This is a genomic window from Allopusillimonas ginsengisoli (genome assembly GCF_004153455.1).
In the GTDB taxonomy this organism is placed as follows: domain Bacteria; phylum Pseudomonadota; class Gammaproteobacteria; order Burkholderiales; family Burkholderiaceae_B; genus Allopusillimonas; species Allopusillimonas ginsengisoli.
This window is the reverse complement of the sequence record NZ_SDQE01000020.1, coordinates 1-24,310: the sequence shown is the minus strand read 5'-3', so window position 1 is coordinate 24,310 and position 24,310 is coordinate 1. Positions and strand designations below refer to the sequence as shown.

Sequence of the window (24,310 nt, the reverse complement as noted above, 5' to 3'; positions counted from 1 at the left end):
GCCTGGTTGTGTGTTGGTTCCATCGCGTTTTGCCGCCAGTCCTGTGAGTTCCATCGCCCTTGCCGTGCTGAATCAGGCAGTGACTAGCGGAAAGGGGGAAGATTTGTAAAAGTCGCGTAGCGGGTTTTATGAACACCCTCTTGAAGCGCCGGAACGTAGTGATACAGTCGGCGTTTTAGGGCGATGGAACTCTTAGGACCAGGCATGCTGTGTCACGACGCACAACCCGGCAGCAGCCCGCGCGGCGAGCGCCACCATCACCGAGCCGGTGATCTAAATTGAAGGTAGTTACTCAAGATGTATCCAGCTTGCGCCAGCAAGCCAATATGCCCGTCCTGGCATACCGGGACGGGCTGCTTTTGTTGAGAAGAAGGAAAGCGGATAACTACTTGTGCGACAGCACAAGTCCAACCTGCGCCGCAGCGCGCGGCGCCTACCGGTGCAGGCGGGCTCTCACCCGCCCTGCTCCAGGTTTACACTTGACCTCGTTCCGCTAACGAAGTGGTGTTCTGCCCGGTCACGATGATGTGATCCAGCAAACGAACATCAACCAACGCCAAAGCATGTTTTAAGTGCCGCGTCAGTGCCAGATCGGCTTCGCTAGGTTCAGGTATACCGCTGGGATGGTTATGAGACATGATGATGGCCGCAGCATCCAGGCGAAGCGCCGTTTTAACGATTTCGCGGGGATATACGCTGGCCTGCGTCAACGTGCCGTGGCTCATTTCCATGTAACGGATCACCTTAAACTGGCTTTTCAAGTACAGTACAGCGGCAACCTCATGCCCCATGCCCGACAACTTGGCCTGAAAGTACTGCTTTACGGCGTTTGGGTTTCCCATATCAGCCCGATCACCGATCAAGCTTTCCGCAGCGATCCGCGCAGCTGCCAGTACGTGCGAATCGGTGGCGGCATGATACCGACCCGATGTACTGCGCACATACAGCGTCTGCCCTGTGTTCATGTTGTCATAGCCCAATGCCGCATTCTCGTTAACCTGTTCCATTTCCCTGTTCCTTCAAAAGCCGGTTGGTTTTCCTGCTGACCGGGGCCGAAGATTCCGAGCCTGATCGTAGGTTTTCGGCGTTCGCAGTAATACGGTTCCTGCGGGGTTGCCGCCGTTGCCGTGAGTTCGTCGCCTTGCCGTGCTGAACTGCTGGCCGGGGCTGATGAACAGGACCGTGGAATATATGGAGGGGACCCGCCTGGCGGGGAGGATGCCGTTTATGCCGCGAAAGCCAGGGCAGCGGGCACGGTTGGCGGTACAGTCGGCGTTTTGGGCGGCGCACTCAGGGCAATGAAAACGACAGCCCGATATGCACTGATTGCGAATGCTGGCCCGCGCGGCGAGCGCCTCTACCGCCTGTAGGCGGTCTAAACGCATTCTTCTAGCGACGTATATTGGTGGGCTGATGTAGACTTCATTGACCCCAAACATTCACTCGACCACTGCGAAATGAACGATGGACCTTTCAAATGCAATTGAGCAAGCCCAGTAATCTATTTCTACTTGAAGCAGGCGACACCGTTACCAAACGGAATCTATTCGATCTCATCCAGTTCTCGAAAATCGACGATTCACCATATTGGGAAGATGAAAGCTGGCAGATCGGAAACACGCCTCAACAAGGTATAAATTGGGTCGGTCTGCTTCCTGAATGCCGAGCTGTACTCATCAAGACCCGCCTCGGCTCGTACGAGGATGATGGCTGGGCTAATAGTGACAAATCGGCCTACCGCTACTCTTTCAAGGCACGTAACGGGAAGGTCTCACACGCGGAAAAGGCAAACCAGGCCCTTTTCAATCAGCCGGACTATCAGTACCCGATAATACTTTTCACAGAGATAGATCGGTCATGGGCATATGAAGGCGTCTTCTCCGTATCAGATATCAAGGACAGCTACGTTGTTCTCGAACGCTCACCTGCCGCACCACAGAACCCATCAGATATCCAACTCGCGGGCCAGCATACGAAGGCCAGTTCAGAAGCAGACGCCAGCACCGCCATTGACTTGCTGCTGAGCAACAATGCGATCTCGAGTTCGGAACGAATCCAGCTGATCAAAGCACGTATCGGCCAGGGTTTGTTCCGCTCACGGGTGGCAAAGATCGAACTATGCTGCCGCATCACTAGCATCAGGGATAAACGCTTCTTGATTGCCAGTCACATCAAGCCTTGGGCCAAAAGCGACAACATCGAAAGACTGGACGGCCACAACGGCCTGCTGCTGGCACCACATATCGACCGGCTCTTCGATAACGGCTACATCACCTTCGACGACAACGGTCAAATGCGTGTTAGCCAGCAGTTACCGATGGAGATTCAACAGGCTTGGGGATTGAACATGACCGTGCAGCCCAGACCCCTGATCCCTCGGCAGCAGCACTACATGGCGTATCACCGAGATGAGGTTTTTCAGGCATGACATGACGGTTAAGGCCCATGAACACGTGCCTCCTGGCGACGAACTCATGCGCTTAAGCACTCATCATGGAAAGCCAGCCACGACGCTTCATACACAGTAACTATGCTGAGAACACAGTACACCGATCAGCCGTAAGCCGCCCTCTCATACGTCTGGCTGCGCACTGAATCAAGCAGATCAAGAACAATCTCAGCGATCTGTCGCGCCAGAAGTGGCGGAACTGCATTACCAACCTGCCAGTATTGCTCCGTCCTGTTTCCTTCGAAATAATAGTTGTCAGGAAAGGTCTGCAGGCGGGCAGCCTCCCGTACCGTCAGACTCCTGCATTGGGACGGATCGGGATGGATATAGTAGTGTCCATCCTTCGCTATATGAGAAACAATAGTGGTCGAGGGTTCACCGTTCCGCTGAACCCTGAATCGATCCAGAAAGGGAATGGTTTCATCAAAAATATTGCTGTGCATAGGCAAAAGCCTTGGCGGGAAGTCACTCAATTTAGGCGAACGCCCTGTCACCGTCGCATAGCACGACGCAAACAAATACCGCCCCAAATCAGAACGCATATGTTTTCTTGCTTCATGCTGAAGCACTCCCGGCAACCTGGGATCCACCAGCCATGAACGCAATGACTCGGGCATCTTCGAGAAATCCGGCTGACCTGCAACAAATAATCCGCCAGCGGATGCATGACTCGCCGCGTCAACATATGCATCTGTCATCCTCTCTTCAATACGTTGCCGATCAGGATCACGCCACATTTTCAGCCCTTGCTTTGACTCCTTCAAGGCTGAAAGCCACTTTTCATGGGAGTCCTCTTCCCTTGAAAGCTTGCTGCGCAGCGGCGGCATGCCGACCAAGGCATCCTCAACCCTCATTTTCAAGCTCGAGGCCTTTAATAAAAATCGACCGCTCTCCTGCTGGCTGGAACAGGCTTCCGCAATATCAGAACGAATACCAAGAATAATGACGCGATGTCTAGCTTGGGGAAGACCATAATCTTCGGACTGAATCAAGAAATCCGAAGGATTCAAGTCCGAGCCATCAGTCACAAATGATCGGATCTGATAATGATGGCCATTCCCAGGATTACTCAAATCTGAGAGTATTCGATCAAATATCAATGAGCCGCCAAGACGTGAAGTCAGTATCCCTTTGACGTTCTCCATAACGAATATCGACGGGCCAAATTCGCGCAGGATTCGCAGATACTGCTCGTATAACAGATGCCTTTTATCTCGTTCAAATTTCTTGGGATCCCCCGGTCTCATCCTGGACCGTCCAGCCATTGAATACGCTTGGCACGGGGGCCCACCGATCAGCACCCATTCGGAGGATCGCCCCAATGCTTGCTCGATCAACCCATCAATCTCTGCATCGGGGGTGCCGCCCAGCTCCAAGCAGCGTGCTTCTAACGCGGCATTCCGGGCCTCGTCGGACACATCCGGATGGCTGAAAAACTGTTCACGCGAAATTTTCCCCGAGACATAATCGTAGTAGCAATCCGGGACATGCTTGTTACGCAAGGCGCGATACAGTGCCCTCAAGGACAATGTGCGATGAGCAACTGCTTCCTTTTCTATGGATACCCGGATTTCAAATCTACTGCCGCCATCGTCTCCCCTAATCGAGGAGAAGCCCTCCCCCAACCCTCCCGGGCCCGCAAAAAGGTCAATTACAGGTATGGAGTCAAACTTGCTCATTTTTCTTTAGTTCTGAAGGGGGACAGCCACTGCCGGTCTCGGAGTATACCAGGCTGAGTTGACGGGGAAGGAGGAAGCATGACCTGTACAGCAGTATATGAATGAACTGGACATTTGGCGAAAACTCACAGATTGTGTCAACCTGATACGATAACGCCATCTGTCATAGATTCCACCCAGAACTGGGTCAATTCTGTCCATGCGTACTAGATTTAATGTCATAACTCACTGCAGCAAGCCAAACAGTGTCAACTTCTATAGATTGTTACAGTGGTCTGTGGCCTTCGCCTTTCTCCCAGATACCTCAGCAGGGAAAAAGGAAACATGAGTTGCGGGCCTGACTCTGATGGTAAAGCCCTTCCCAATTTGCTCAAGATGGCAATACGGGCAGGCATTCTGCCTGTAGTGCGCTTACGCGTCAGCCAAGGTATGAACGTAGATGCCACGGACAGCAAAGGGCGTACGGCACTAATGCTGGCTGCTTCCCATGGCCATGCACACATTTGCCGGTTCCTGTTGGAGGCAGGTGCGAACCCACGTATTCGCGATCAAAACGATGATGATGCACTCTCAGCGGCTGAGAGCACCAACAAGACTGAAGTTATTGCACTGATAAATCAGTATAACGTCCCAACTCTGGAAGCTCGTGAAGTCGAGCAATCTACGGCGACGCCGACGATGTCGGCACCTATTCCGGCTGAAACAAACCCTCAGGTTGTCGACAGGCCAAAGACATGTCCCGAGCCTATCCGTCCAGCAACTGATGAGGCTTTGGATCACTCCGGTCAGTACACAGCCCCAGGTCAGAGGCCGCAGGAAGTACACGAACCTTCAGTCATGGATGCAGCAACACAGACTCTGTCCGGAAAAAGCTATCAGATCATTGAGATACCAAAGATTAATTCGGCGCTTGTCTGGAAATCATCCGGGCACGATGATGAAACTCTGGATATCTCAGGATGGGAGACTGACGATGATATCTCGCTTCCTGCCACAAGTGAAACCTGTGAAAACGAAGCCATAAGGCTGCAAAATGAAATATCAGATCACGTACTTATAGATGACTATGAGGACTGGTCTGACATCGACATTGACCTTCCGACGAGTAAAAGAAATCGCCGTAACTTCGATTCCGAAGTTTCCGAAGCCATCCATCTCTTTATCTTGAGAGGCTTGAGAGATGGGAGCGTATCTCGGCAATCCCTCATAGACCACACCTCCAAGCTGTCCGAGGAGAAAGATGCCATAGCTGAAACCCACTTGGTTAATCTATTTGGTGACCTTGGTATCATCATCACCGATGAGGAGTGGGAGTGGTTCGACACAGCTGACATCCCGAATGGCTTGAACGATGAGATGGAGACAATGGCCGATGAGGCCGTGTCTTTTCTTGAAGCGCTGTCCCGGCAAGACAACGAGCCATTATGGCTCTTCCTGAAAGAAATATCTGCGTTCAAACTGCTTACTGCCGAAGATGAAGTCGCTATTGCTCAACGCATCGAAGAGGGCCTCAAGCAAATGGTTATTGCTATTGCCGAATGCCCGACCACGATCCGAGGGATGCTCGTGCAAATGCAACACGTGCGGGACGGATCGGCCCAAGTCGATGAAATTATTGATGGCCTGATCGATGAAGAAGGTGACGATTACGCAGGCTCCGGAGTGACTTCAGAGGATGAGGTTGGTCCAACCGGTGGCATGACTAGTAAACAGCTTGAAGAGCTGCGCATAAAAGCCCTTAAAAAATTTGAGACTGTAGAGTCCTGGTTCAGTACGATGCAGCTGGCTTTCGCGTCGGGGGGCTACAAATCCACAGCCTACAGAGAGGCGCACGAAGCCATCCAAACTGAGCTAATGGGGGTGCGTTTCGCGGCAAAAATGATCGGCCACTTGGCTGAAGCCCTACAAGGCAAGATAGCCGAAGTGCGAGATCAAGAGCGTGCAGCCATGGCTATCTGCGTAAATCATGCCGGTATGCCCAGCAAGCACTTCATTAATGCGTTCCCAAACAATGAAACGAATCTTGAATGGGTGGAACATGAGGTCCAAGCTGGTGGCGGTTACACAGATGGTCTGAAGCAACATGGTGCTGCAATCCTGGAAATCCAGGAGAAACTTATCGAATTGCAGCATGACATGATGCTGCCCATAAAAGATCTGAAAGAAATCGGTAAACGCATGGCAACCAGCGAGGCCGAGACTCGCAAGGCCAAACATGAAATGACTGTAGCTAACCTCCGCTTGGTATTTTCTATTGCAAGGAAATACGCCAATCGTGACTTGCCGATCACAGATCTGATTCAGGAAGGCAGCATAGGTCTTATGAAGGCCGTGGACAAGTTTGAGTATCGCCATGGATTCAAATTCTCAACTTATGCAACCTGGTGGATAAGGCAAGCAATTACGCGCGCAATCGCGGACCAAGCTCGTACCATCCGCATCCCGGTGCATATGATTGAAACCATCAACAAGATGGATCAAATCCGGCGTGAGATTTACGAAAAAACGGGTGTAGCCCCTACCCCATCCATCTTGGCCACAAGGATGGGTATGCCGGAAGAAAGAATTCACAAAATCCTACAAGCGGATATGGAAGCCATACCATTGGATCAAGTGATTGAAAAAATTGACGACTCTGATCTCATCACGTACACACACGACCTTGGATTCATCTCACCATCTCCAGAGGCTTTGGTGGAGCGTCAACAGTTCAACTACGCAGTACGCGAGGTACTTTCGGGCTTAACCCCTCGTGAACACAAAGTCATGAGCCTACGTTTTGGTATCGACTGCCAAGATGATATGACACTGGAAGAAGTTGGTAATCAATTCGAAGTTACCCGCGAACGGATTCGGCAAATCGAAGCAAAAGCCTTACGTAGGCTGCGCCACCCTAACCGCTCCAAGCCTCTTGAAGCATTCCTGCAAAAAACAAAAACACCAAAGGAGCAACAAGAATGAATAGTTCCGATCGCATGCGACATGCTCCTCCGAAGGCTGGGGCCATGATCGAGGCCCTGCGAGGCCTTGGATATTCAACCGCAACTGCGCTGGCTGACATTATCGACAACAGTATCGCCGCAGACGGAAAAAATGTGGACCTTGAGTTTTTCTGGGACGGCCAACTTAGCACCGTAACCATTCTCGACGACGGAATGGGAATGAATGCAGCGGAACTGGACCTAGCCATGCGATTGGGAGAGAAAAACCCCCTCGATGTAAGGAATCCGTCCGACTTAGGTCGATTTGGCCTTGGCCTTAAAACCGCATCTTTTTCCCAATGCCGTCGGCTAACCGTAGCCAGCCGAAAAGATGGTAGAACCGACTGTCTTCGCTGGGATCTGGATGTACTTGCATCCAGCGAAGATGATGGCTGGTACATGTTGGAAGGGCCCGCCAAAGGCTCCGAACACCGTCTGCAAGCACTTAACGATAAACAGCACGGGACCTTGGTCCTCTGGGAGTTGAACGACCGAATCGTTGCCCCTGGCTTTCGGGAGCAAGATTTTCTCGATCTGATTGACAAAGTCGAACGGCATCTTGCAATGGTCTTCCATCGTTTTCTAGCAGGCACTCAACCGAGCCTGCTGCTGTCCATTAACGGCAGACCCATCGTACCGTGGGACCCGTTCCTGACCGCAAACCCCGCCACATGGTCTTCACCGATAGCCCATTTCTTTACAGCCAGTGGACAGGTGGAAGCACAGGGCCACGTACTTCCTCACAAAGATCGGCTAAATCCGGGGTCGCATGAAACAGCAGCTGGCCCGGATGGATGGACGGCCCAACAGGGCTTCTATGTATACAGAAATGAGCGTCTACTGCTGGCGGGTAGTTGGCTAGGGCTGGGCCGGGGTCGCTCATGGACCAAGGAAGAGGCCCACCGCCTCGCCAGAATCCGGTTGGATATTCCAAATACAGCCGACTCAGACTGGAAGATCGATATTCGCAAATCCACTGCAAGACCGCCGGTAGCGCTTCGCAAGCAACTGACCCGTCTTGCCGAGGATATACGCGAACGTGCCCGGCGCGTATTTGCTCATAGAGGAAAGGCGGTAGCAGTCGGCGTGAACAAGACTATCGTTGAGGCTTGGCGTGCGGAACACTTCAACGGCGGAATCCGCTACAAGATTGAGCACACTCATCCCGCCATAAAATCGGTTCTTGAAGATGCTGGTCCGCTAAAGGCAGAAATAATTACTATGTTGCGCATCATCGAAGAAACGATCCCCGTTCAAAGAATCTGGTTGGACACGGCAGAAGCACGGGAAACACCTCGAACAGGATTTGCAGAAGTACCAACTGCCGAAGTTCGTAATGTACTGCTGACCCTATATAGGAATATGGTACTTCGAAAGGGAATGTCTGCTCATCGTGCGCGCGAGCAGCTCCTGACGACCGAACCCTTCGATAATTATCCGGAAATAGTACATACCCTTCCAGACGACCCTGAAGAACTCCAACAGGACTGAGTTATGACAATTACTGCAGACGCTCACAGACAGAAAGTCGTTAAATTTGTTCAGGAACTCCTGCTGGATCATGAGGATCGTTCCGATATCACACCTAGTCTAATCGCCGAGAAAATCACATTGGTCATCAGCATGAACCCGAAATGGGGCGAAGGCCTGAACAGGGATGCAGTAACAGATGAGCTCATCCGCCGATTCAGCATGTGGACTGGACAAGACACTGCCTTAACAAGTGATATCGACCATGAGGCATGGCTGACCTCAGCACGCAAGCAGGACTGGCGGTATTGGCAGCGGTATCGCGAATGGCTGGAACGCAAGCTCTCATTCAAAGTAGTTGAAGCCCTGGACAGATCCACAGATACCATACTCGAGCAGCTGGAGGACCCAAAACGCGACGGAAGCTGGGACCGCCGAGGACTCATAGTCGGTCATGTACAGTCCGGCAAGACAGGCAACTACACAGGGCTAATATGCAAAGCAGCTGACGCCGGTTACAAGATCATCATTGTCCTTGCTGGAATGCACAACAACCTGCGATCCCAGACACAAATGCGCTTGGATGAAGGATTTCTCGGCTACGAGACCAAGCCTGCGCAAGACGACATCAGGATCATTGGTGTCGGCGAGATTGATGGCGACCCGGCCATCCGCCCAAACTATGTAACGAACCGCACGGACAAAGGTGACTTCAGCACCGCAATCGCCAGGAAGCTGGGAATTACACCGGAGCAACGTCCTTGGCTGTTTGTCGTAAAAAAGAACAAGACAGTACTGGAACGGCTGTACCGCTGGATTCGAAACCATGTCGCCGATACGCACGATCCGGAAACCAGCAGGAGGATCGTAACGCGGCTACCCCTTCTCCTGATTGATGATGAGGCCGATCATGCGTCTGTGGATACGGGAGAACAATGGTTTGATGCAGAAGGCAATCCGGATGACGAACACCAGCCAACCGCGATCAACAGCAGGATCCGAAAGATCCTTCATTCCTTTTCAAAGGCTTCTTACGTCGGCTACACAGCGACTCCTTTCGCAAACATTTTTATTCACGAAAAAGGAGCAACACGGGAAGAAGGGCCAGATCTATTTCCATCTGCCTTCATCATCAACCTTGCCGCATCATCAAACTACATAGGGCCATCGAAAGTCTTCGGTCATTCAGGACCTGACGGGCGTGAGGGCGGCGTCCCTCTGGTGCGGACCGTGGACGACTATTCGAATGGAGACGGTCGAGGTGGCTGGATGCCACAAAAGCACAACGTCACTCACACACCGCTTCACGACGTCGGCACTGCGCTACCCCCTTCTCTAGTAGAGGCCATTGACGCCTTTCTACTGTCTTGCGCCTTGCGCGATATCCGGGGCCAGGGCAGTGACCACAGCTCCATGCTTATCCACGTGACGCGGTTTAACGCTGTACAGCAGCACGTGCACAGCCAGGTTGACGAACACGTCAGGCATATACGGCAGAGACTCCAGCGCAGAGTAGACCACGAAGACATCGTTCAACGTCTTCGATCCCTTTGGGAGGAAGACTTCATCCCCACCACACAGGCCATACTTGCTATTGCCCCGGATCAAGCATCCCCACAGCAACCCATATGGGAAGACGTGTTGCAAGCACTTACCGATAACATCGGGGACGTGCAGGTCAGAATGATTAACGGTACAGCCAAAGACGCACTGGACTATTCAGACCATAAAGGGGTGGGGCTAAAGGTCATTGCCATCGGAGGTGACAAGCTCGCGCGCGGCCTGACACTGGAAGGCCTTTGCATCAGCTATTTCCTGCGCGCCTCCCGCATGTATGACACTCTCATGCAGATGGGGCGCTGGTTTGGTTACCGGCCAGACTACTTGGACCTATGCCGTCTATATACGACACACGAACTTTGCGAGTGGTTCGAGCACATTACTGATGCGGCCGAAGAGCTTCGAGACGAATTTGACCTCATGGCAGCCAGCAACGGTACACCAAGGGATTACGGCCTGAAGGTGCAGTCTCATTCGGTACTTATGGTGACGTCACGATTGAAAATGCGTTCAGCAAAGAGCCTTATGCTGTCCTTCAGCGGGCAACTACTGGAAACTGTGTCACTTTACCGGGATAACCCAACTCTTCAGCAGAACCTTAACGCGGCAAAACAACTGCTATCCAGTCTTGGCAAACCCGAGCCAAACCCCACAAGACAAAGGTTTGGTAGCCAACAGAACTGGACAGGCTTTCTTTGGAGCGATATCGACACCACTCATATCGTAGAATTCCTCTCTTCATACAGAACTCATCCTGAAGCGCACAAAGTTAATAGCGCACTACTTGCCGAGTTTATCCAGTCCATGGCTATCAAAAACGAGCTCACCCATTGGACTGTGGCCTTGATTGGTGGTGGTACAGGTGAAAACCTTGAAATTGTGAACGGTATATCTGTAAGTATGCTCAAGCGGAAAGCTAATGGTCCATTCGAAGACCGTTACGCTATCGGACGTTTGCTATCTCCCAGAGACGAAGCAATAGACCTGGATGAAGCAGCATGGGGGGAGGCGCTAAAACTGACGCGTGAAGCATGGAGAAATGACCCCGCCAGGGCATCTGACGGGAAGGAGCCGGAAGTGCCAAATGGTCCGGCAATTCGCAAAGTCCGCGGTTTTGGATCAAATGACACACCAGCTCATCCTGAGCGTGGAGTGCTTCTGATTTATGCACTCGATCCCGAGCAGGCCGAAGCAGGATTTCCCGAAGAAACTCATCCCATCATCGCATTCGGTATAAGTTTTCCGGGCAGCAACTCAGGCCTGAAAGTCGAATATAAGATCAACAATGTTGGCTGGGAGCTGGAGTATGAACCCACAAATTAACCATCACGAAGAGCTGCTCGCAACATGGCGTGCCCTTGGCGGAAGCGGAGAGAATAGCGGCTGGCAGATCATTCCCATTTCACCGAATGGACCATGCCGCTTCTTGGCCGGGCGACATTTCCCTGGGAATGAAGAGTCTCTCCTTGTTGGCTTCACCTCGATGCGAATACCGCCTGCTATCAATCTGCCCCAAGGCAGGGGTTTTCATGTGGGCAGAGTATCGCTGTCAGGAAGGGAAGCCGCACACTCCTGGTTTGCACTGTCAAGACAAGATAGCGGCAACCTTGATCTCTTCACAATGATGGCGACGGACGTCATCACAACAATTCAGCGCTACCCGACGGCCGACGAAGAACGAATTTTTAATCTCTTTCTGTCACGCATACGTGCTTGGCAGGATTTCATGCATGAGAATCGGGACAGCAGTCTGTCACCAGAAGCTGAAGTTGGCCTCTATGGAGAGCTGCATCTCCTGCACCACTTGATAGCAGCAGGGCTGCCAACGAACACTGCCGTAGATGGCTGGCAAGGCCCACTGGACGGTATACAGGACTTCAGCTTTGGAACTGGTGCGATAGAAGTGAAAAGTACAGTTGCTGCAGGCAGTTTTCCTGCAAGAATCGGCTCGCTGCAACAACTGGATGACTCGCTTACCAGACCCCTTTTTCTGGCCGCTGTCCGACTTGAACTGTCTCCTTGCGGTGAAACACTCTCAGGCCGAGCGGCTGCACTTCACAATCAATTGGCGGGTGACCCTGCGGCACAGTCCATGTTGGGAGATAAACTCCTTCGAGCAGGACTACTACCTGGCTCCGAAATCCTATACACACGAAAATTTAGCCACTTGTCCACTAGGCTTCTCCGCATTACAGAGGGGTTCCCTCGCCTGACCAGTGGAAATGTGTCGAGTGAAATCCGTAGCGCTCGCTACGAGATCGATCTTGACTTGATTCCCTCCTTGAGTATTGACTTACGTCATGTCATGACCGAACTTGGAATAATTTAACAATGGAACTGGAAGAATTCCTGAAGCAAACTCAGGCAGATGTACGAACTCAAATCAGTGAACGTCTTGAAACCTCAGACGACCAAAGATACCCTTACCCAGAAACAGTCTTTGCTGAAGTAGTCATGGAGCATATGGCGGAAGTAGGAATGACCTATGAACCCACGACCTGCCATTACTCAGCCAAAGTAGGAAATGCCAACCTGCGCCTTAGTGGCTATTCCCTATCTGAGGATGCTGAACAACTGGATTTGTTTGTCAGCCTTTACGAGGGTGTTGATCAAATTACGCCGGTAACCGATACAGAAACCAAGACGGCAGCTGAGCAGTGCCTGCGCTTCTTGGCGAAATGTGCCGAAGGAAAGCTAGCACGTACGATGGACGAATCCAATGATGCATATGAGCTGGCATTGACCATTGAGGGCGGATACCCGGATCTCGATGAAATAAGAATCTATGTTGTAACGGACCGGCAAGCGAAGTCAAAAGCATTCAAGCCACGAGACATTAGCGGGAAAACCATTAAGCTTGAAGTCATGGACATTGAGCGGCTGCACCGACACTGGTCCGAGGGCAAACCCAGAGACGAGCTCATTGTCAACTTTGAGGAATTGGCCGGAGGCCCCCTTCCTTGCGTTTATGTTCCCGCTCAGGATGATGACTATGACTATGCTCTGACTGTCATCCCGGGAGAAGCGCTACGTTTTGTGTATGAAAAATATGGGGCTCGACTCTTGGAAGCGAATGTCCGTTCATTTCTAAGCGTTACGGGAAAAGTAAACCGAGGCATTAGAGATACCTTAAAAAATTCACCGTCTCGATTTATGGCTTACAACAACGGCATCGTGATAGTAGCCGATGAGGCCAGCATCAATAGAGCAGTTGACGGGAGCCCTGGCATCTCTTCACTCAAGGGTATGCAGATCGTCAATGGGGGCCAAACAACAGCGTCGATCTATTTCTCAAAGAAAAAGTCGCCAGAAATTAATTTGCAGCTGGTTCGCGTACCAGCAAAGATCATCATCTTGCGGTCCCAGGATGATGCGGCAGAAGAAGCTCTCATTTCTGACATTTCACGGTATGCCAACAGCCAAAATGCAGTAAGGCAGTCTGACCTTTCTGCCAATAAGCCGTACCATGTGGAAATTGAAAAACTGGCCCAAGGAACCTATTGCCCGAACGGAGTGGGGAGGTGGTTCTATGAGCGAACAGCCGGTAGTTACAAGACCTTACTTGCTAGGGAGGGTACAACCCCTTCCAAACTCAAACACCTAAGAACGGAAGTAATTCCCGCAGCCAGAAAAATCACAAAGACTGATTTGGCCAAGTATCTGAACGCATGGAATCAAAAGCCTTACCTCGTCAGCCTTGGCGCGCAGAAAAATTTCGAACGCTACATGGATGAAATTACTCCATCCGAAGGACAATCTGCTACGCCTCTCCCCGATATAACCACATTCAAGGAAATGATAGCGAAAGCTATACTATTCAAGAAAGCTCATGCCCTTGTCAGACCAATGTTCCCAGCCTTTCAAGCCAACGTGGCCGCTTATCTCGTATCGTTGACTTCTCAGAAACTGGGTAACGGGATCGCCTTGGACCAAATTTGGATGCAGCAAGACATATCAGCCGCGCTAAAGATGCAAATTGCCACATGGGCGTCAGAGGTTAACGACGCGCTGCATCGAGGCTCAGAAGGAAGGATGATTTCTGAATGGGCCAAGAAACCGGAATGCTGGGAGGGAGTACGCTCAGCCAGCTACTCTCCGATCCGGGATGATATTCCCGAGCTAAATTAGATCAATCACTTATTTGGGCAGCAGTGACCGATATTGTCAGCCCCAGCCGCCGCAGCAGGATGATGGGCGGAATTCGCAACAAGGGCACAAAGCCTGAGCTAATTGTTCGTAACCTTCTCCATTCCGATGGCTATCGGTACCGTCTGCATCGAAATGATTTGCCAGGATCTCCTGACGTTGTCATGCTGGGCAGAAAAATTGCAATCTTTGTTCACGGATGCTTCTGGCACCAGCATCCAAAGTGCAAATATGCACGACTGCCATCAAATAATGCTGATTTTTGGCGTCAAAAACTGGACCAGAATGTACTGCGAGACAAACGTGCTATTGCTGACTTAGTCGTAGCTGGATGGAGGGTACTTGTGGTTTGGGAGTGTGCTACCCGAACGAGGCCAGCAATCTCGCTGCTCAGAACGCTAATGAATCAATGGATAAATAGTGATGCTAAAACAGGCGAGATCGCGTTAAATCAAGATCTGAACATCCATTTATCCACTGACTCTTCCGCTCTATAAGCCATTCAGTCAGAGAAGGGTATTCTTCTTTCAGCTTGCGGCCCTTTCGACCTATTCCTCGATTTCAATAGTATTATTCTTGACAATTTTTGTCTCTCACACCGTCGCATTAAATGCCAGAATGGCGCACTATAATTACTTAACCATTAGCGATCTCCATAATTGCTAATCGTTAAGCAATGTTCTATAAGTACAAATACACTTACAATTTACTCATGACGTATCCACCAATTGAAAAATCCCATGACGCCGAGTCCCATAAACAGCATTGGCGCACGCTTACTTGCCGCACGTAAGAAGCGCGGCCTATCGCAAGAAGCATTGGCCAAACTCCTCAATCCCCCTATAAGCCAAAGCGCCATAGCCCATATTGAAATCGGCCGCAATGAGACTTCCCGTCACATCGTATGGATTGCAGCGGCGCTCCACGTTCGCGCTGAATGGCTGGTTACAGGAAAAGGTGAAATGTTCGAGATGGAATGGCCATGGCCGGATACTCCTAGGTATACGCTTGAGGAGCTGCCTCCTCCCGTACTGGAAGATATCGGTGACTACATAAAGATGAAGATAGCCCAACAAGCCCGACATTCCGAAGAGCACGATTAAGTTTCAACAATCGGCTGGATTATCCTCAGCTATTGGCCAAGATACAAAAAAACACAATAAAAATACCCGGATCGCCCTGTGTTCCACAGTGAACCAGGGCGATTCTTTTTGTGTCATTCCAAGGCAGATTTTACAGTTTTTTCCTTCCACATAACTTTTATTTATTACTTGGATATTGACTCTAACAAGTGGATACGTAATGATTACAGCAATCCCGCTCTTTAACAACACAACACCGATAAATACCGCGCCCTGTCCGGCAACGGGCGGTGTGAGTGCGCGGCTACCCGTTACGCCAGCATTAAGCGGGGCGACAAGCACCTGGGTAGGAGTAAAGCAGGTGAAAAATCATTGCTCTCTTGGGCCGGTAGCGACTGGCAGATACCGAGGGAAGTAGATGACGTTCCGTGACAACGGACGCCGGTACTGCCAAAGGCAGGCCAAGCTCGATGGATGGCGCGTAATCCATTGATGACAGCGGCAAAGACCGCAGTTTTCAGCATCCCGACGAACCACAATAGTGGGCCAGCGGCGGGCTCTACCGAAAATGATCCAAGCAACTGGTCCCCATCGTGGCATCTTGGCGGACCAGTCACGAAGGCGCTGACCGCGCCTGCTTTGGCAAGCATCTTGGGCATGCCCTCAGGGTGCTTACCAAGGTTTTTTATGGAGGAAACAATGCAACAACAGTCCCAGCAACGACCTTCTGACCACGTAGTAGGTAGATTCGAAGTCTCACAGTCGTCCGACCAAGCTCTTCTTTACCGAATACATATTGCCGAAGCCAAACTTGGGGTTTCAAGATCCACAATTTATCGACTGGTAAACGAAGGCCAGCTGGTACTGATCAAGATCGGGAAAAGATCCAGTGGCGTCACTGCCGCAAGCGTTCATGCCCTCATCGAACGTAATAAGACGCTCGCCTACTGCGCCTAGCACCCAGATCCCTCCGGGATAGCCATGACCCACCAGCGCACCGCGCTCGCGGGTCGTTTTCTTGCACTGAGCTGCCAAGCAGCGAAACACTCCCGACGAGTATTGCGTATCAGGGAGAACCAACCAGGAGTCATTCGATGACAACCGAAGAACAACTGATTGAACGGTATGGGCCGTTATTGTCTTTGATCGATTTATCCGAGCTGCTAAAACGTAGCCCTGATGGACTACGGATCTCGTTACGAAGCCAAAGCGAATTCGCCGAGCAATGGAATGCCGCACGGCGGAAAGTTGGCCGACGAGTGTACTTTCGTGCAAGCGTTGTCGCCGATTTGATTGACGCCGCGTAGCATCTATTTCAAATGGGATACCACCGCATCGCGGCCCTCAGCACGCACGAAAATGTGGTGGTAGCGTCACAATTAATTCCCGCAGGGATGCCGAAACTGAAAAGTTCGTCAGATTGCCGCTGCGCAATCTGTGTTTTATAAATCAACAAAATGATTAGGTTTTGTGCTATTTTTCATCTATGGATAGAAATTTACGACACGATCTAATCAAACGGTTGCAATCCGACCTTCCACGCGGTGCGCCATTTGACTTGACCACCTTGGCCGCGCTTGGGGTGTCGCCCAAGCTCGCCGCAGCCTATGCCAAAAATGGCTGGCTCGTGCGCCTGGCTCAAGGCGTCTACGCCTTCCCCAATGACAACTTCAGCGTCTATGGCGCATTGCAGTTTCTCCAACAACACGTACCCGGCCTGCATGTCGGGGGTAAGAGCGCACTGGCCATCCACGGCGTGAGGCACAACCTAGGCAGTCGCGATACGCTGGTGCTGTGGGGTGACGTACGCTATACCCTACCCGCCTGGTTCACCCTACGCTTTCCGGCGCGCTACGTCTACGCCAGCCTTTTCGACTGGCCCGACGACACCCTGCCTGCCAAGACCTTGGGCACGCCGCCTGGCCAACCCGAAGCCCTATGTGTATCGGTTGCCGAACGGGCTGTGCTAGAAATGCTGTACGACGCTGGTACCAGGCAAAGCCTGGAAGAAGCACGCAACCTCTTTGACGGCCTACGGTCGCCACGCAAGGAACTGTTCGGTCAGTTGCTAACTTGCTGCACCAGCGTGAAAACCGTTCGCCTGTTCCTCACCTGGGCGCGGGAAACCGAAATAGTGAACGTCGATGATCTCCTGACTCGCTATCCTCTGCGCACGGGCAGCAATAAACGTTGGATGAGCCAACTCTCCGACGGCACCCTATTAAGCCTGAACCCACATGGATAAAACCTACGCCGATACGGTTCGCCTGCTGCTGGCCGTTACCCCTGCCGTTTTCGACAGCGATATTTTCGCAATGAAAGGCGGCACGGCAATCAATCTTTTCATACAAGACATGCCCCGTCTATCCGTCGATATCGACCTGGTGTATCGGCCTTGGCAAACACAACGAGATGAAGCCCTGAAAGCCATCAACGATGAACTGGCCGCCATTGCCCAGCGGGTCGAACCGCTTGGAGTACAGACACGCCTGATTCGCAGCAAGGGTTTGAGTGACACCAAGCTGATCGTCGAGAATGACACCAGCCAAGTCAAAATCGAAGTGAACATTGTTTTCCGAGGCACGGTACTGCCGGTTGAACATCGGCCGTTGAGTGCGAGAACCAGCGATCTGTTCGGTGTCGAGTTCGAAACACCTATCCTCGCTCATGATGAACTGTACGCCGGCAAACTGGTTGCCGCCTTGGACCGACAACATCCACGCGACTTGTTCGATGTGTGGCAACTGTATGAGTCGGGTGGCCTCAGTGACGGCATGGCTGAATGCTTCGTGATCTACCTGGCTGGACACAATCGCCCACCGCATGAGGTGCTGTTTGGCAACGACAAAGACATTGCGGCAGAGTACGAACGTGCTTTTGTAGGTATGACAGAAGTGGACTGTTCGCTGGAGGTGCTACTTGAAGCACGCGCCCGGTTACGGCAAGACCTTCTACAAAGGTTGACTGACAAACACAAGCAGCTCCTAGCCGGGTTGGTGCGTGCAGAACCTGATTGGTCTTTGCTGCAATGCACCCATGCTGCAGACCTTCCTGCCTTGCGCTGGAAGCTCGCCAATCTCGAAGCCTTCCGTAAACGACGACCTACAGATTTTTCTGCACAAGCCGATGCTTTGGTCGCTGGCTTGGATCAGACTGGCCCTGTCTACTAACGGCAGTGGACAGCCGACATGAATGTCAGTTCCGTTAAAAAAACGCAACTTAACTGATGACGCATATGAATTCACCAACAACACGATAACGATATTCGTCGTCGTTGCTAAGCTCAAGCGTCGCAAGGTTTGGGTCGGTCGACTGTGGTTTCAAGCGAATTTGCTCGTGATGCCACTCCTCTTCAGTATCAATCTTAATACTTTCGTATTCCTTGACCGTGTACCGAGAGCCTGCATCACCATCTTGGGTGTCGGCGCACTCAACCAGCACGATCTTGCCGTTTCGGCTTCCACCTGGATTCATCCTAAAAAGGCAGATTGAGCCATTAGGAATGATTTTATTCATTGATTCGCCCACAACCCGGCAGGCAAAAAGGCTTTTGCCCACAGCGACGCCCTGCGGCACAGCCACCCAATTTTCATGCTCGACGTACTGAAGATCACTAAAACCGCCAGCGGCGGCCTGCAAGTCGTAGAAAGGTACAGCGTTAACATAGGGCACTAACGTTGCAACTGGCTTGGTGAACTTGCCAACAGCAGGTTTGTACGCGGGTATATGCTGCCTCAGATAATCACGAAGATCATCATCACAAGCGTAAACGAAAGTACCCTTTATGCCGCGCAACATAATAGTTCTGTAAATATTCAGTATGTATTGCTTCAACTGTTCTGGGTCTTTTATGGTTTGCTTGCCATTGAGATCGAAATAGTACTTTTTATCAATAAAGATTTGGCCCAGCACTTTGTCATAGCGGATTTCTCTACCGAAAATGACGCCCGTGTAGTTAAGGTCATAGCCTTGAGTGGTATGGATACAGCCAACTTCGTGTTCAGAGCCTTTCGCATTGATCCAGTCAGCGTTGGTCCTATTCCAGCGCAGCCGAACCTTGTCGATTTCAATGTCGTACAGGCTCGAGTCGTTTTTTGACACCCATGGCCAAGCATAACCAGCAACCAAGCGCGCTAGACCGTAGTGTTGATTCTTCAGGCCAATTTCCTTCACGAGCTCGGATATATCGTCAAACAGTAAAAACTCGTATTTTTTTGAGCTGAATTTTTCGTTAGCAACAAGCCGTGTGTTCAGAAGATCGTCAATAAATTGCACATAGTGCTGCCCCGCCTGGATACGAAACTGGGAAACCAACGTCATTACCTTCGATTCGGGCAACGCTTTGATTGTCTGAAAATCCGTGGCATTGGCATCAGACGGTTTGATGGATTGGTTCGGGTCATAGAAAAAAACCGCCTTATCTGCCTGTTGCGTTACCCAATCAACTTCGCTGCAGGCGTGTTTATCTAGCCCAAGCACCGCGCAGGCTTTGTCGAAGTTGCCGAAGTATGCGCCTAAATTCACACGCTTGCGCAGCCTATGCGATTCGTCAACTAGCACAATGTCATAGCGCTGCGTTGCCAGCTCCGAAGGACTGATGACCATATCCGGGTGCAAGCCGACCACATTCCTGAACGCTTTTTTCAAGGTGCTCCTGAACGATCCCATCGGCACGACCAGCGCCATGCGCGGCGTTATGTAGCGTTGTTTAAGCCGTACCAGCAGGTCTCGCAGCTCAGTTTCTTCCTCAGAAAATTCGCGCAAGCTCAAATCAGTATCATCGGAATGAACAAGCTTAAAAAGGAAAATGGCCAGAACTGACTTCCCAGTCCCCGCACCACCCTCTACCACAATGTTCTTCACTCCAGGCTCCAGAAGAGCGCGCATTATTTCAATTAAGCCTTGCCGCTGATCAAATGATAAAGATTTGTAGGGCGAGTACTTAAAGACATCAGAGTTATCGATGGCTTCGAGCGAGTGTTCTGCAACCCCTTGTGCCCGCAATTTGTTCCAGGTTTCACGAAAGATCGGCGAATAAAGCTCGTCTTTCTGGTAGTAATTGTGATCGACCAGACCCAGATTGCCGTTCAGTAGCTTGAAGCGACCGTCGGCCGCGATATATTTAATAAGCCCCGACTCGATATCAAGCGTCGCTGATTTGTTGAAACGCTCACTGCTGATCAGGTGCACCGTAGTTAACGATTTTTTGTCTGCATGCTTTAGGTGCGTGCCTAAACGAGTGAGCGTGTCGGTGGTTTCGCCAACGTAGGCACGGTGCGTGATGCCATCGCTGAGTATATACACCAGAGGCCAATTATTGGTGGCGTAGGCGTTGGCCCTTATGCCGTTCAAAGTGTCGATCGAAAAACCGTATCGGGTCACTTCGACAAGATGCTGCTGACTCATAGCTCAGTATATTTTTTGGCGCTACCCTTGGCTTTATCTATAGGATACTTTGCTTCGTTTCGCTCAATTTTATCTAAGACGATTTTTTGAATATCAAAACCGTAAGCATCGGATAGCAGCAAGGCATAGGCCAGCACATCCGCCAGCTCTTCCTTTACTTTTTCGGTATCGGCTGCTTCCGGTGCCTTCCATAGAAAAGCTTCTAACAACTCGCTGGCTTCAATGCTCAAGGCCATCGCCAAATCTTTAGGGTTATGAAACTGCTTCCAGTCGCGATCATCGCGAAACTGGCGCAACCTTTGCATGACTTGGTCCATTTGCTTAACCTGTTCTGGCTTAACGTAATAGAAGGGATAGTAACTTGCCCGAATCCAAGTTGCACTGAATAGCATCCCCTGGCGCTAGCATTGAAGGAGGCACGCAGCAATTGACAGCCAGGCTAAAACATCCCACAATCACCGCATGAATTACGGAGATTACATCTGGCGATCGCCGCATTGGCCTAATTGGCAATACGACCTCACTGCCCTGGCCGAGCCCTTGGCAGCGGTTAGCCGTGCCCAAGGATTACTCCTCGGTCGCTTGGCGGACGTGGGCATGGCCTTGCGTGATGAGGCCAGCCTCTCTGCACTAACTGAAGATGTCGTCCAGACCAGTGCCATCGAAGGCGAATCACTGAATGTAGCCTCAGTCCGATCCTCGGTCGCTCGTCGCCTGGGCGTAGACATCGGCGCTCTGGCCCCTGTGGATCGTCACATAGAGGGCGTAGTAGATATGGTACTGGACGCAACCGGAAATGCGGTTGCCCCTCTGACGATCAAGCGCCTGTTCGGCTGGCACGCCGCATTGTTTCCAACTGGCTACTCTGGCATGAGCCACATTCACGTCGGCACTTGGCGCGACGACTCCACCGGTCCCATGCAAGTGATTTCTGGTTCCATTGGTCGTGAGAAAGTTCATTTTGAAGCGCCTCCGGCCAGTCACCTGCCTGCAGAGATGGATCGCTTCCTGGCCTGGCTGAATGACACCAGCATCAAAGAGCCCACCCTACTGCGTGCCGGCTTGGGACACTTATGGTTCGTCACGCTGCATCCGTTTGATGACGGCAATGGACGGGTTGCCCGTGCCATAGGCGATCTGCTTCTGGTCCGCGCGGATGGCAGCACACAGCGGTTCTACAGTCTCTCTGCGCAAATTCAGCGGGAGCGCAAAGCCTATTACGACATTCTTGAACGCACACAAAAGGGCGACATGGATGTGACTGGCTGGCTGGAATGGTTCCTGGCAACTTTGCTAAAGGCCGTGGATCAAGCGCATGGCACCCTGGATCAGGTCCTGGTCAAGGCGAAGTTCTGGCAACAAGCCGCCACCATCCCGATGAATGAGCGCCAGATCAAGGTGCTAAATCGGTTGCTGGATGGGTTTGAAGGGAAGCTAACGACGAGTAAATGGGCTGCGATTGCCAAGTGTTCGCAAGACACAGCGCTTCGCGACATTACTGAGTTGGTACAGTACGAAGTGCTTCAGAGAACTGCAGCCGGTGGTCGAAGCACGAACTACGAAGTACGTCATTACGGTTTTAAGCGATGAAAAAACAGCCAAAGGGAACAGGGCATGAGTGAATTGATTCTGTACACCAGCGACGACGGCCAAACCCGGCTTCACCTTCGGGTGGAGACTGAGACGATCTGGTTGAGTCAGTTGGAAATCGCTGAACTGTTTCAGACCACCAAGCAGAATGTCTCCCTGCATGCAAAAAACATATTTGAGGACAATGAGTTAGCCCCTGAGGCAACTGTCAAGGAATCCTTGACAGTTCAGTCTGAGGGTGGTCGGCAGGTCAAGCGGAAGATTACTTACTACAACCTCGACCTGATCCTGGCTCTCGGTTACCGCGTGCGTTCGCCTCGTGGCGCGCAGTTCCGCCAGTGGGCCAGCACCCATCTCAAGGAGTTTTTGCGCAAGGGTTTCGTGATGGATGACGAGCGCCTGAAAAACCCCGGTGGCTGGGATTACTTCGATGAGTTGCTGGAACGCATTCGCGACATACGGGCCTCGGAGAAGCGCTTTTACCAGAAGGTTCGTGAACTATTCTCACTCAGCTCTGACTACCAGGCTCGCGAGCGGGAAACGGCGCTGTTCTTTGCCGAGGTACAGAACAAGCTGCTCTATGCCACCACCGCTCATACCGCCGCCGAGCTGATTCTGAAACGCTCTAATCCCAGCCAGCCCAATATGGCATTGACCAGTTGGAGTGGCTCGCGAGTGCGCAAACAGGATGTCATCGTCGCTAAAAACTACCTGACAGCTGATGAGATAGACACACTGAATAGGTTGGTGGTGATCTTCCTTGAGCAAGCCGAGTTGCGACTCAAGCAGCAGAAGGAACTGACCTTGGACTTCTGGCGTAACAACATCGACAGGATGCTGGCTTTCAACGACCAGGCCGTCCTTGACGGTGCCGGCTCAGCCAGCCGCGAGAACATGGAAAAGATTGCTCGTGAGCGTTATGAGGTCTTCGATCAGCAGCGGCGTATTGCCGAAGGCAAGGCAGCGGACGCTATGGATTTGAAGGAAATCGAACAGCTGGAAGAAGACCTTAAACACAAGGGTAAAAAGCACTGACAGGTATCATCCATCAGCGCTTGAAGGCCGCCGCGATTGTCGCGCAGGAGTTGGAAAATGAATAAACGTATTGTTGAAGGAGTTGAAGTCGAGGTCAGTTCAGGCAATGTGTTCGCCGACCTGGGCCTGCCCGATGCCGACAAGCTTCAGATCAAATCAAGGCTGACGGTCGAAATCGCCAAGGCTATTCGTCAGCGAGGATTCACACAGGCCGAAGCAGCAGAGCGCATGGGCCTCACCCAACCCACAGTTTCAAGTCTACTGCGTGGTGAGTTCTCGAACTTCTCCGAACGTAAGCTTATGGATTGCCTGAATCGTTTAGGCTAGGACATTGAGATCCGTGTACGAAAAACGCCGGAACCAGTCGACCATTTGCTGCTGATGCACGCCTAAGACGAAATCGAGCTGGCCGTGTCTAAAGCTACTCTCGGTGTACCGAACTGTACCGCTGCAGCTTATTTCGGTACACTACAGGTACACACATCAGTTCTTTCGGTTTTTACAGAATTACGCTAACCTACTGATTTATAACTAGTTTTATCTATTTTTATTTGCACTCGATTTCGCACCGCTTCCCTATGAAAGCACCGTAAATCGCCAACTCAAAATCCCCCGCCGCAAGGCGTGCCGGTTCGATTCCGGCCCCGCACCAATTTCGGAGGCCGTCTCTGTTTGTGCAGAGACGGCCTTTTTTAGTAAGAGTCTGCCGAATACACATTGACGAACGGTCGCAGTTGCGACCGTCAGTTTTTAGTCATCGGCTTAACGGCGTTAACTAAGCCGTTTCAGGTGTATGCATCCGGTGAACACACATTGAGTCGACTGCCTGAATAAGAGAGGATAAGCATCCGCTTATTTATCGTGGACACGATATGGCCATAAACTCTCTTCCCCCGCGTCCGGTGCGGCGCA

Annotated in this window: 17 protein-coding genes and 1 pseudogene; 14 read left to right on the top strand and 4 right to left on the bottom strand. The window is 51.5% G+C overall.

What is annotated here, in order from left to right; all coding sequences use genetic code 11:
- Window positions 1–473 precede the first annotated feature (473 nt).
- Window positions 474–1,007, bottom strand: coding sequence for a JAB domain-containing protein (locus ERE07_RS20985; protein ID WP_130010978.1), 534 nt, complete (start codon window positions 1,005–1,007; stop codon window positions 474–476).
- Between the two features lie 470 nt (window positions 1,008–1,477).
- Between ERE07_RS20985 and ERE07_RS20980 the strand changes: the two genes are divergently transcribed.
- Window positions 1,478–2,428: an HNH endonuclease gene (locus tag ERE07_RS20980; protein ID WP_130010977.1), complete on the top strand. Its 951-nt coding sequence runs from the start codon at window positions 1,478–1,480 to the stop codon at window positions 2,426–2,428.
- Between the two features lie 125 nt (window positions 2,429–2,553).
- On the opposite strand, the gene ERE07_RS20975 is transcribed toward ERE07_RS20980, so the two are convergent.
- Entirely contained in the window at window positions 2,554–4,128 is a 1,575-nt protein-coding gene (locus tag ERE07_RS20975) for a DNA cytosine methyltransferase (protein ID WP_130010976.1), read from the bottom strand.
- Between the two features lie 324 nt (window positions 4,129–4,452).
- Between ERE07_RS20975 and rpoD the strand changes: the two genes are divergently transcribed.
- The 10 genes from rpoD (at window position 4,453) to ERE07_RS20920 (ending at window position 18,537) form a co-directional block, all read left to right on the top strand.
- Window positions 4,453–7,089: an RNA polymerase sigma factor RpoD gene (gene rpoD / locus ERE07_RS20970; protein ID WP_130010975.1), complete on the top strand. Its 2,637-nt coding sequence runs from the start codon at window positions 4,453–4,455 to the stop codon at window positions 7,087–7,089.
- Window positions 7,086–8,600 (top strand): ATP-binding protein, encoded by a 1,515-nt coding sequence (locus ERE07_RS20965; RefSeq protein WP_245153821.1) that lies wholly within the window; start codon window positions 7,086–7,088, stop codon window positions 8,598–8,600. Before rpoD ends, ERE07_RS20965 begins: the two co-directional genes overlap by 4 nt.
- A 3-nt stretch (window positions 8,601–8,603) precedes the next feature.
- Window positions 8,604–11,462, top strand: coding sequence for a Z1 domain-containing protein (locus tag ERE07_RS20960; protein WP_130010974.1), 2,859 nt, complete (start codon window positions 8,604–8,606; stop codon window positions 11,460–11,462).
- Complete coding sequence (locus ERE07_RS20955; RefSeq protein ID WP_167671044.1) at window positions 11,446–12,468, top strand: PD-(D/E)XK motif protein; 1,023 nt, start codon at window positions 11,446–11,448, stop codon at window positions 12,466–12,468. Before ERE07_RS20960 ends, ERE07_RS20955 begins: the two co-directional genes overlap by 17 nt.
- A gap of 2 nt (window positions 12,469–12,470) precedes the next feature.
- Window positions 12,471–14,267: an AIPR family protein gene (locus ERE07_RS20950; protein ID WP_130010972.1), complete on the top strand. Its 1,797-nt coding sequence runs from the start codon at window positions 12,471–12,473 to the stop codon at window positions 14,265–14,267.
- Between the two features lie 23 nt (window positions 14,268–14,290).
- Window positions 14,291–14,782 carry a very short patch repair endonuclease gene (locus tag ERE07_RS20945; protein ID WP_130010971.1) on the top strand — a complete coding sequence of 164 codons (492 nt, stop codon included), beginning with the start codon at window positions 14,291–14,293 and terminating at the stop codon, window positions 14,780–14,782.
- 243 nt (window positions 14,783–15,025) lie between these two features.
- Window positions 15,026–15,388, top strand: a complete 363-nt coding sequence (locus ERE07_RS20940; RefSeq protein WP_041682660.1) for a helix-turn-helix domain-containing protein — start codon at window positions 15,026–15,028, stop codon at window positions 15,386–15,388.
- Window positions 15,389–16,461: 1,073 nt separating this feature from the next.
- Window positions 16,462–16,674, top strand: a complete 213-nt coding sequence (locus tag ERE07_RS20930) for a plasmid-related protein (RefSeq protein ID WP_102070947.1) — start codon at window positions 16,462–16,464, stop codon at window positions 16,672–16,674.
- A gap of 179 nt (window positions 16,675–16,853) precedes the next feature.
- Window positions 16,854–17,612 (top strand): type IV toxin-antitoxin system AbiEi family antitoxin domain-containing protein, encoded by a 759-nt coding sequence (locus tag ERE07_RS20925; protein ID WP_130010970.1) that lies wholly within the window; start codon window positions 16,854–16,856, stop codon window positions 17,610–17,612.
- On the top strand, window positions 17,605–18,537 hold the full coding sequence (locus ERE07_RS20920) for a nucleotidyl transferase AbiEii/AbiGii toxin family protein (protein WP_130010969.1): 933 nt from the start codon (window positions 17,605–17,607) through the stop codon (window positions 18,535–18,537). The genes ERE07_RS20925 and ERE07_RS20920 overlap by 8 nt, the downstream gene beginning before the upstream one ends.
- A 49-nt stretch (window positions 18,538–18,586) precedes the next feature.
- Here the strand turns inward: ERE07_RS20920 and ERE07_RS20915 are convergent, their stop codons facing one another.
- Window positions 18,587–20,773, bottom strand: a complete 2,187-nt coding sequence (locus tag ERE07_RS20915) for a DNA/RNA helicase domain-containing protein (protein ID WP_130010968.1) — start codon at window positions 20,771–20,773, stop codon at window positions 18,587–18,589.
- Window positions 20,770–21,090, bottom strand: a complete 321-nt coding sequence (locus ERE07_RS20910) for a nucleotide pyrophosphohydrolase (RefSeq protein ID WP_130010967.1) — start codon at window positions 21,088–21,090, stop codon at window positions 20,770–20,772. The genes ERE07_RS20915 and ERE07_RS20910 overlap by 4 nt, the downstream gene beginning before the upstream one ends.
- Window positions 21,091–21,235: 145 nt before the next feature.
- Here ERE07_RS20910 and ERE07_RS20905 point away from each other — a divergent pair, with 145 nt between their 5' ends.
- The 3 genes and pseudogenes from ERE07_RS20905 (at window position 21,236) to ERE07_RS20895 (ending at window position 23,791) form a co-directional block, all read left to right on the top strand.
- Window positions 21,236–22,363, top strand: a complete 1,128-nt coding sequence (locus tag ERE07_RS20905) for a Fic family protein (RefSeq protein ID WP_130010966.1) — start codon at window positions 21,236–21,238, stop codon at window positions 22,361–22,363.
- Window positions 22,364–22,387: 24 nt separating this feature from the next.
- Window positions 22,388–23,398 (top strand): virulence RhuM family protein, encoded by a 1,011-nt coding sequence (locus tag ERE07_RS20900; RefSeq protein ID WP_130010965.1) that lies wholly within the window; start codon window positions 22,388–22,390, stop codon window positions 23,396–23,398.
- Between the two features lie 57 nt (window positions 23,399–23,455).
- Window positions 23,456–23,791, top strand: a pseudogene (locus ERE07_RS20895) (helix-turn-helix domain-containing protein).
- Window positions 23,792–24,310 lie beyond the last annotated feature (519 nt).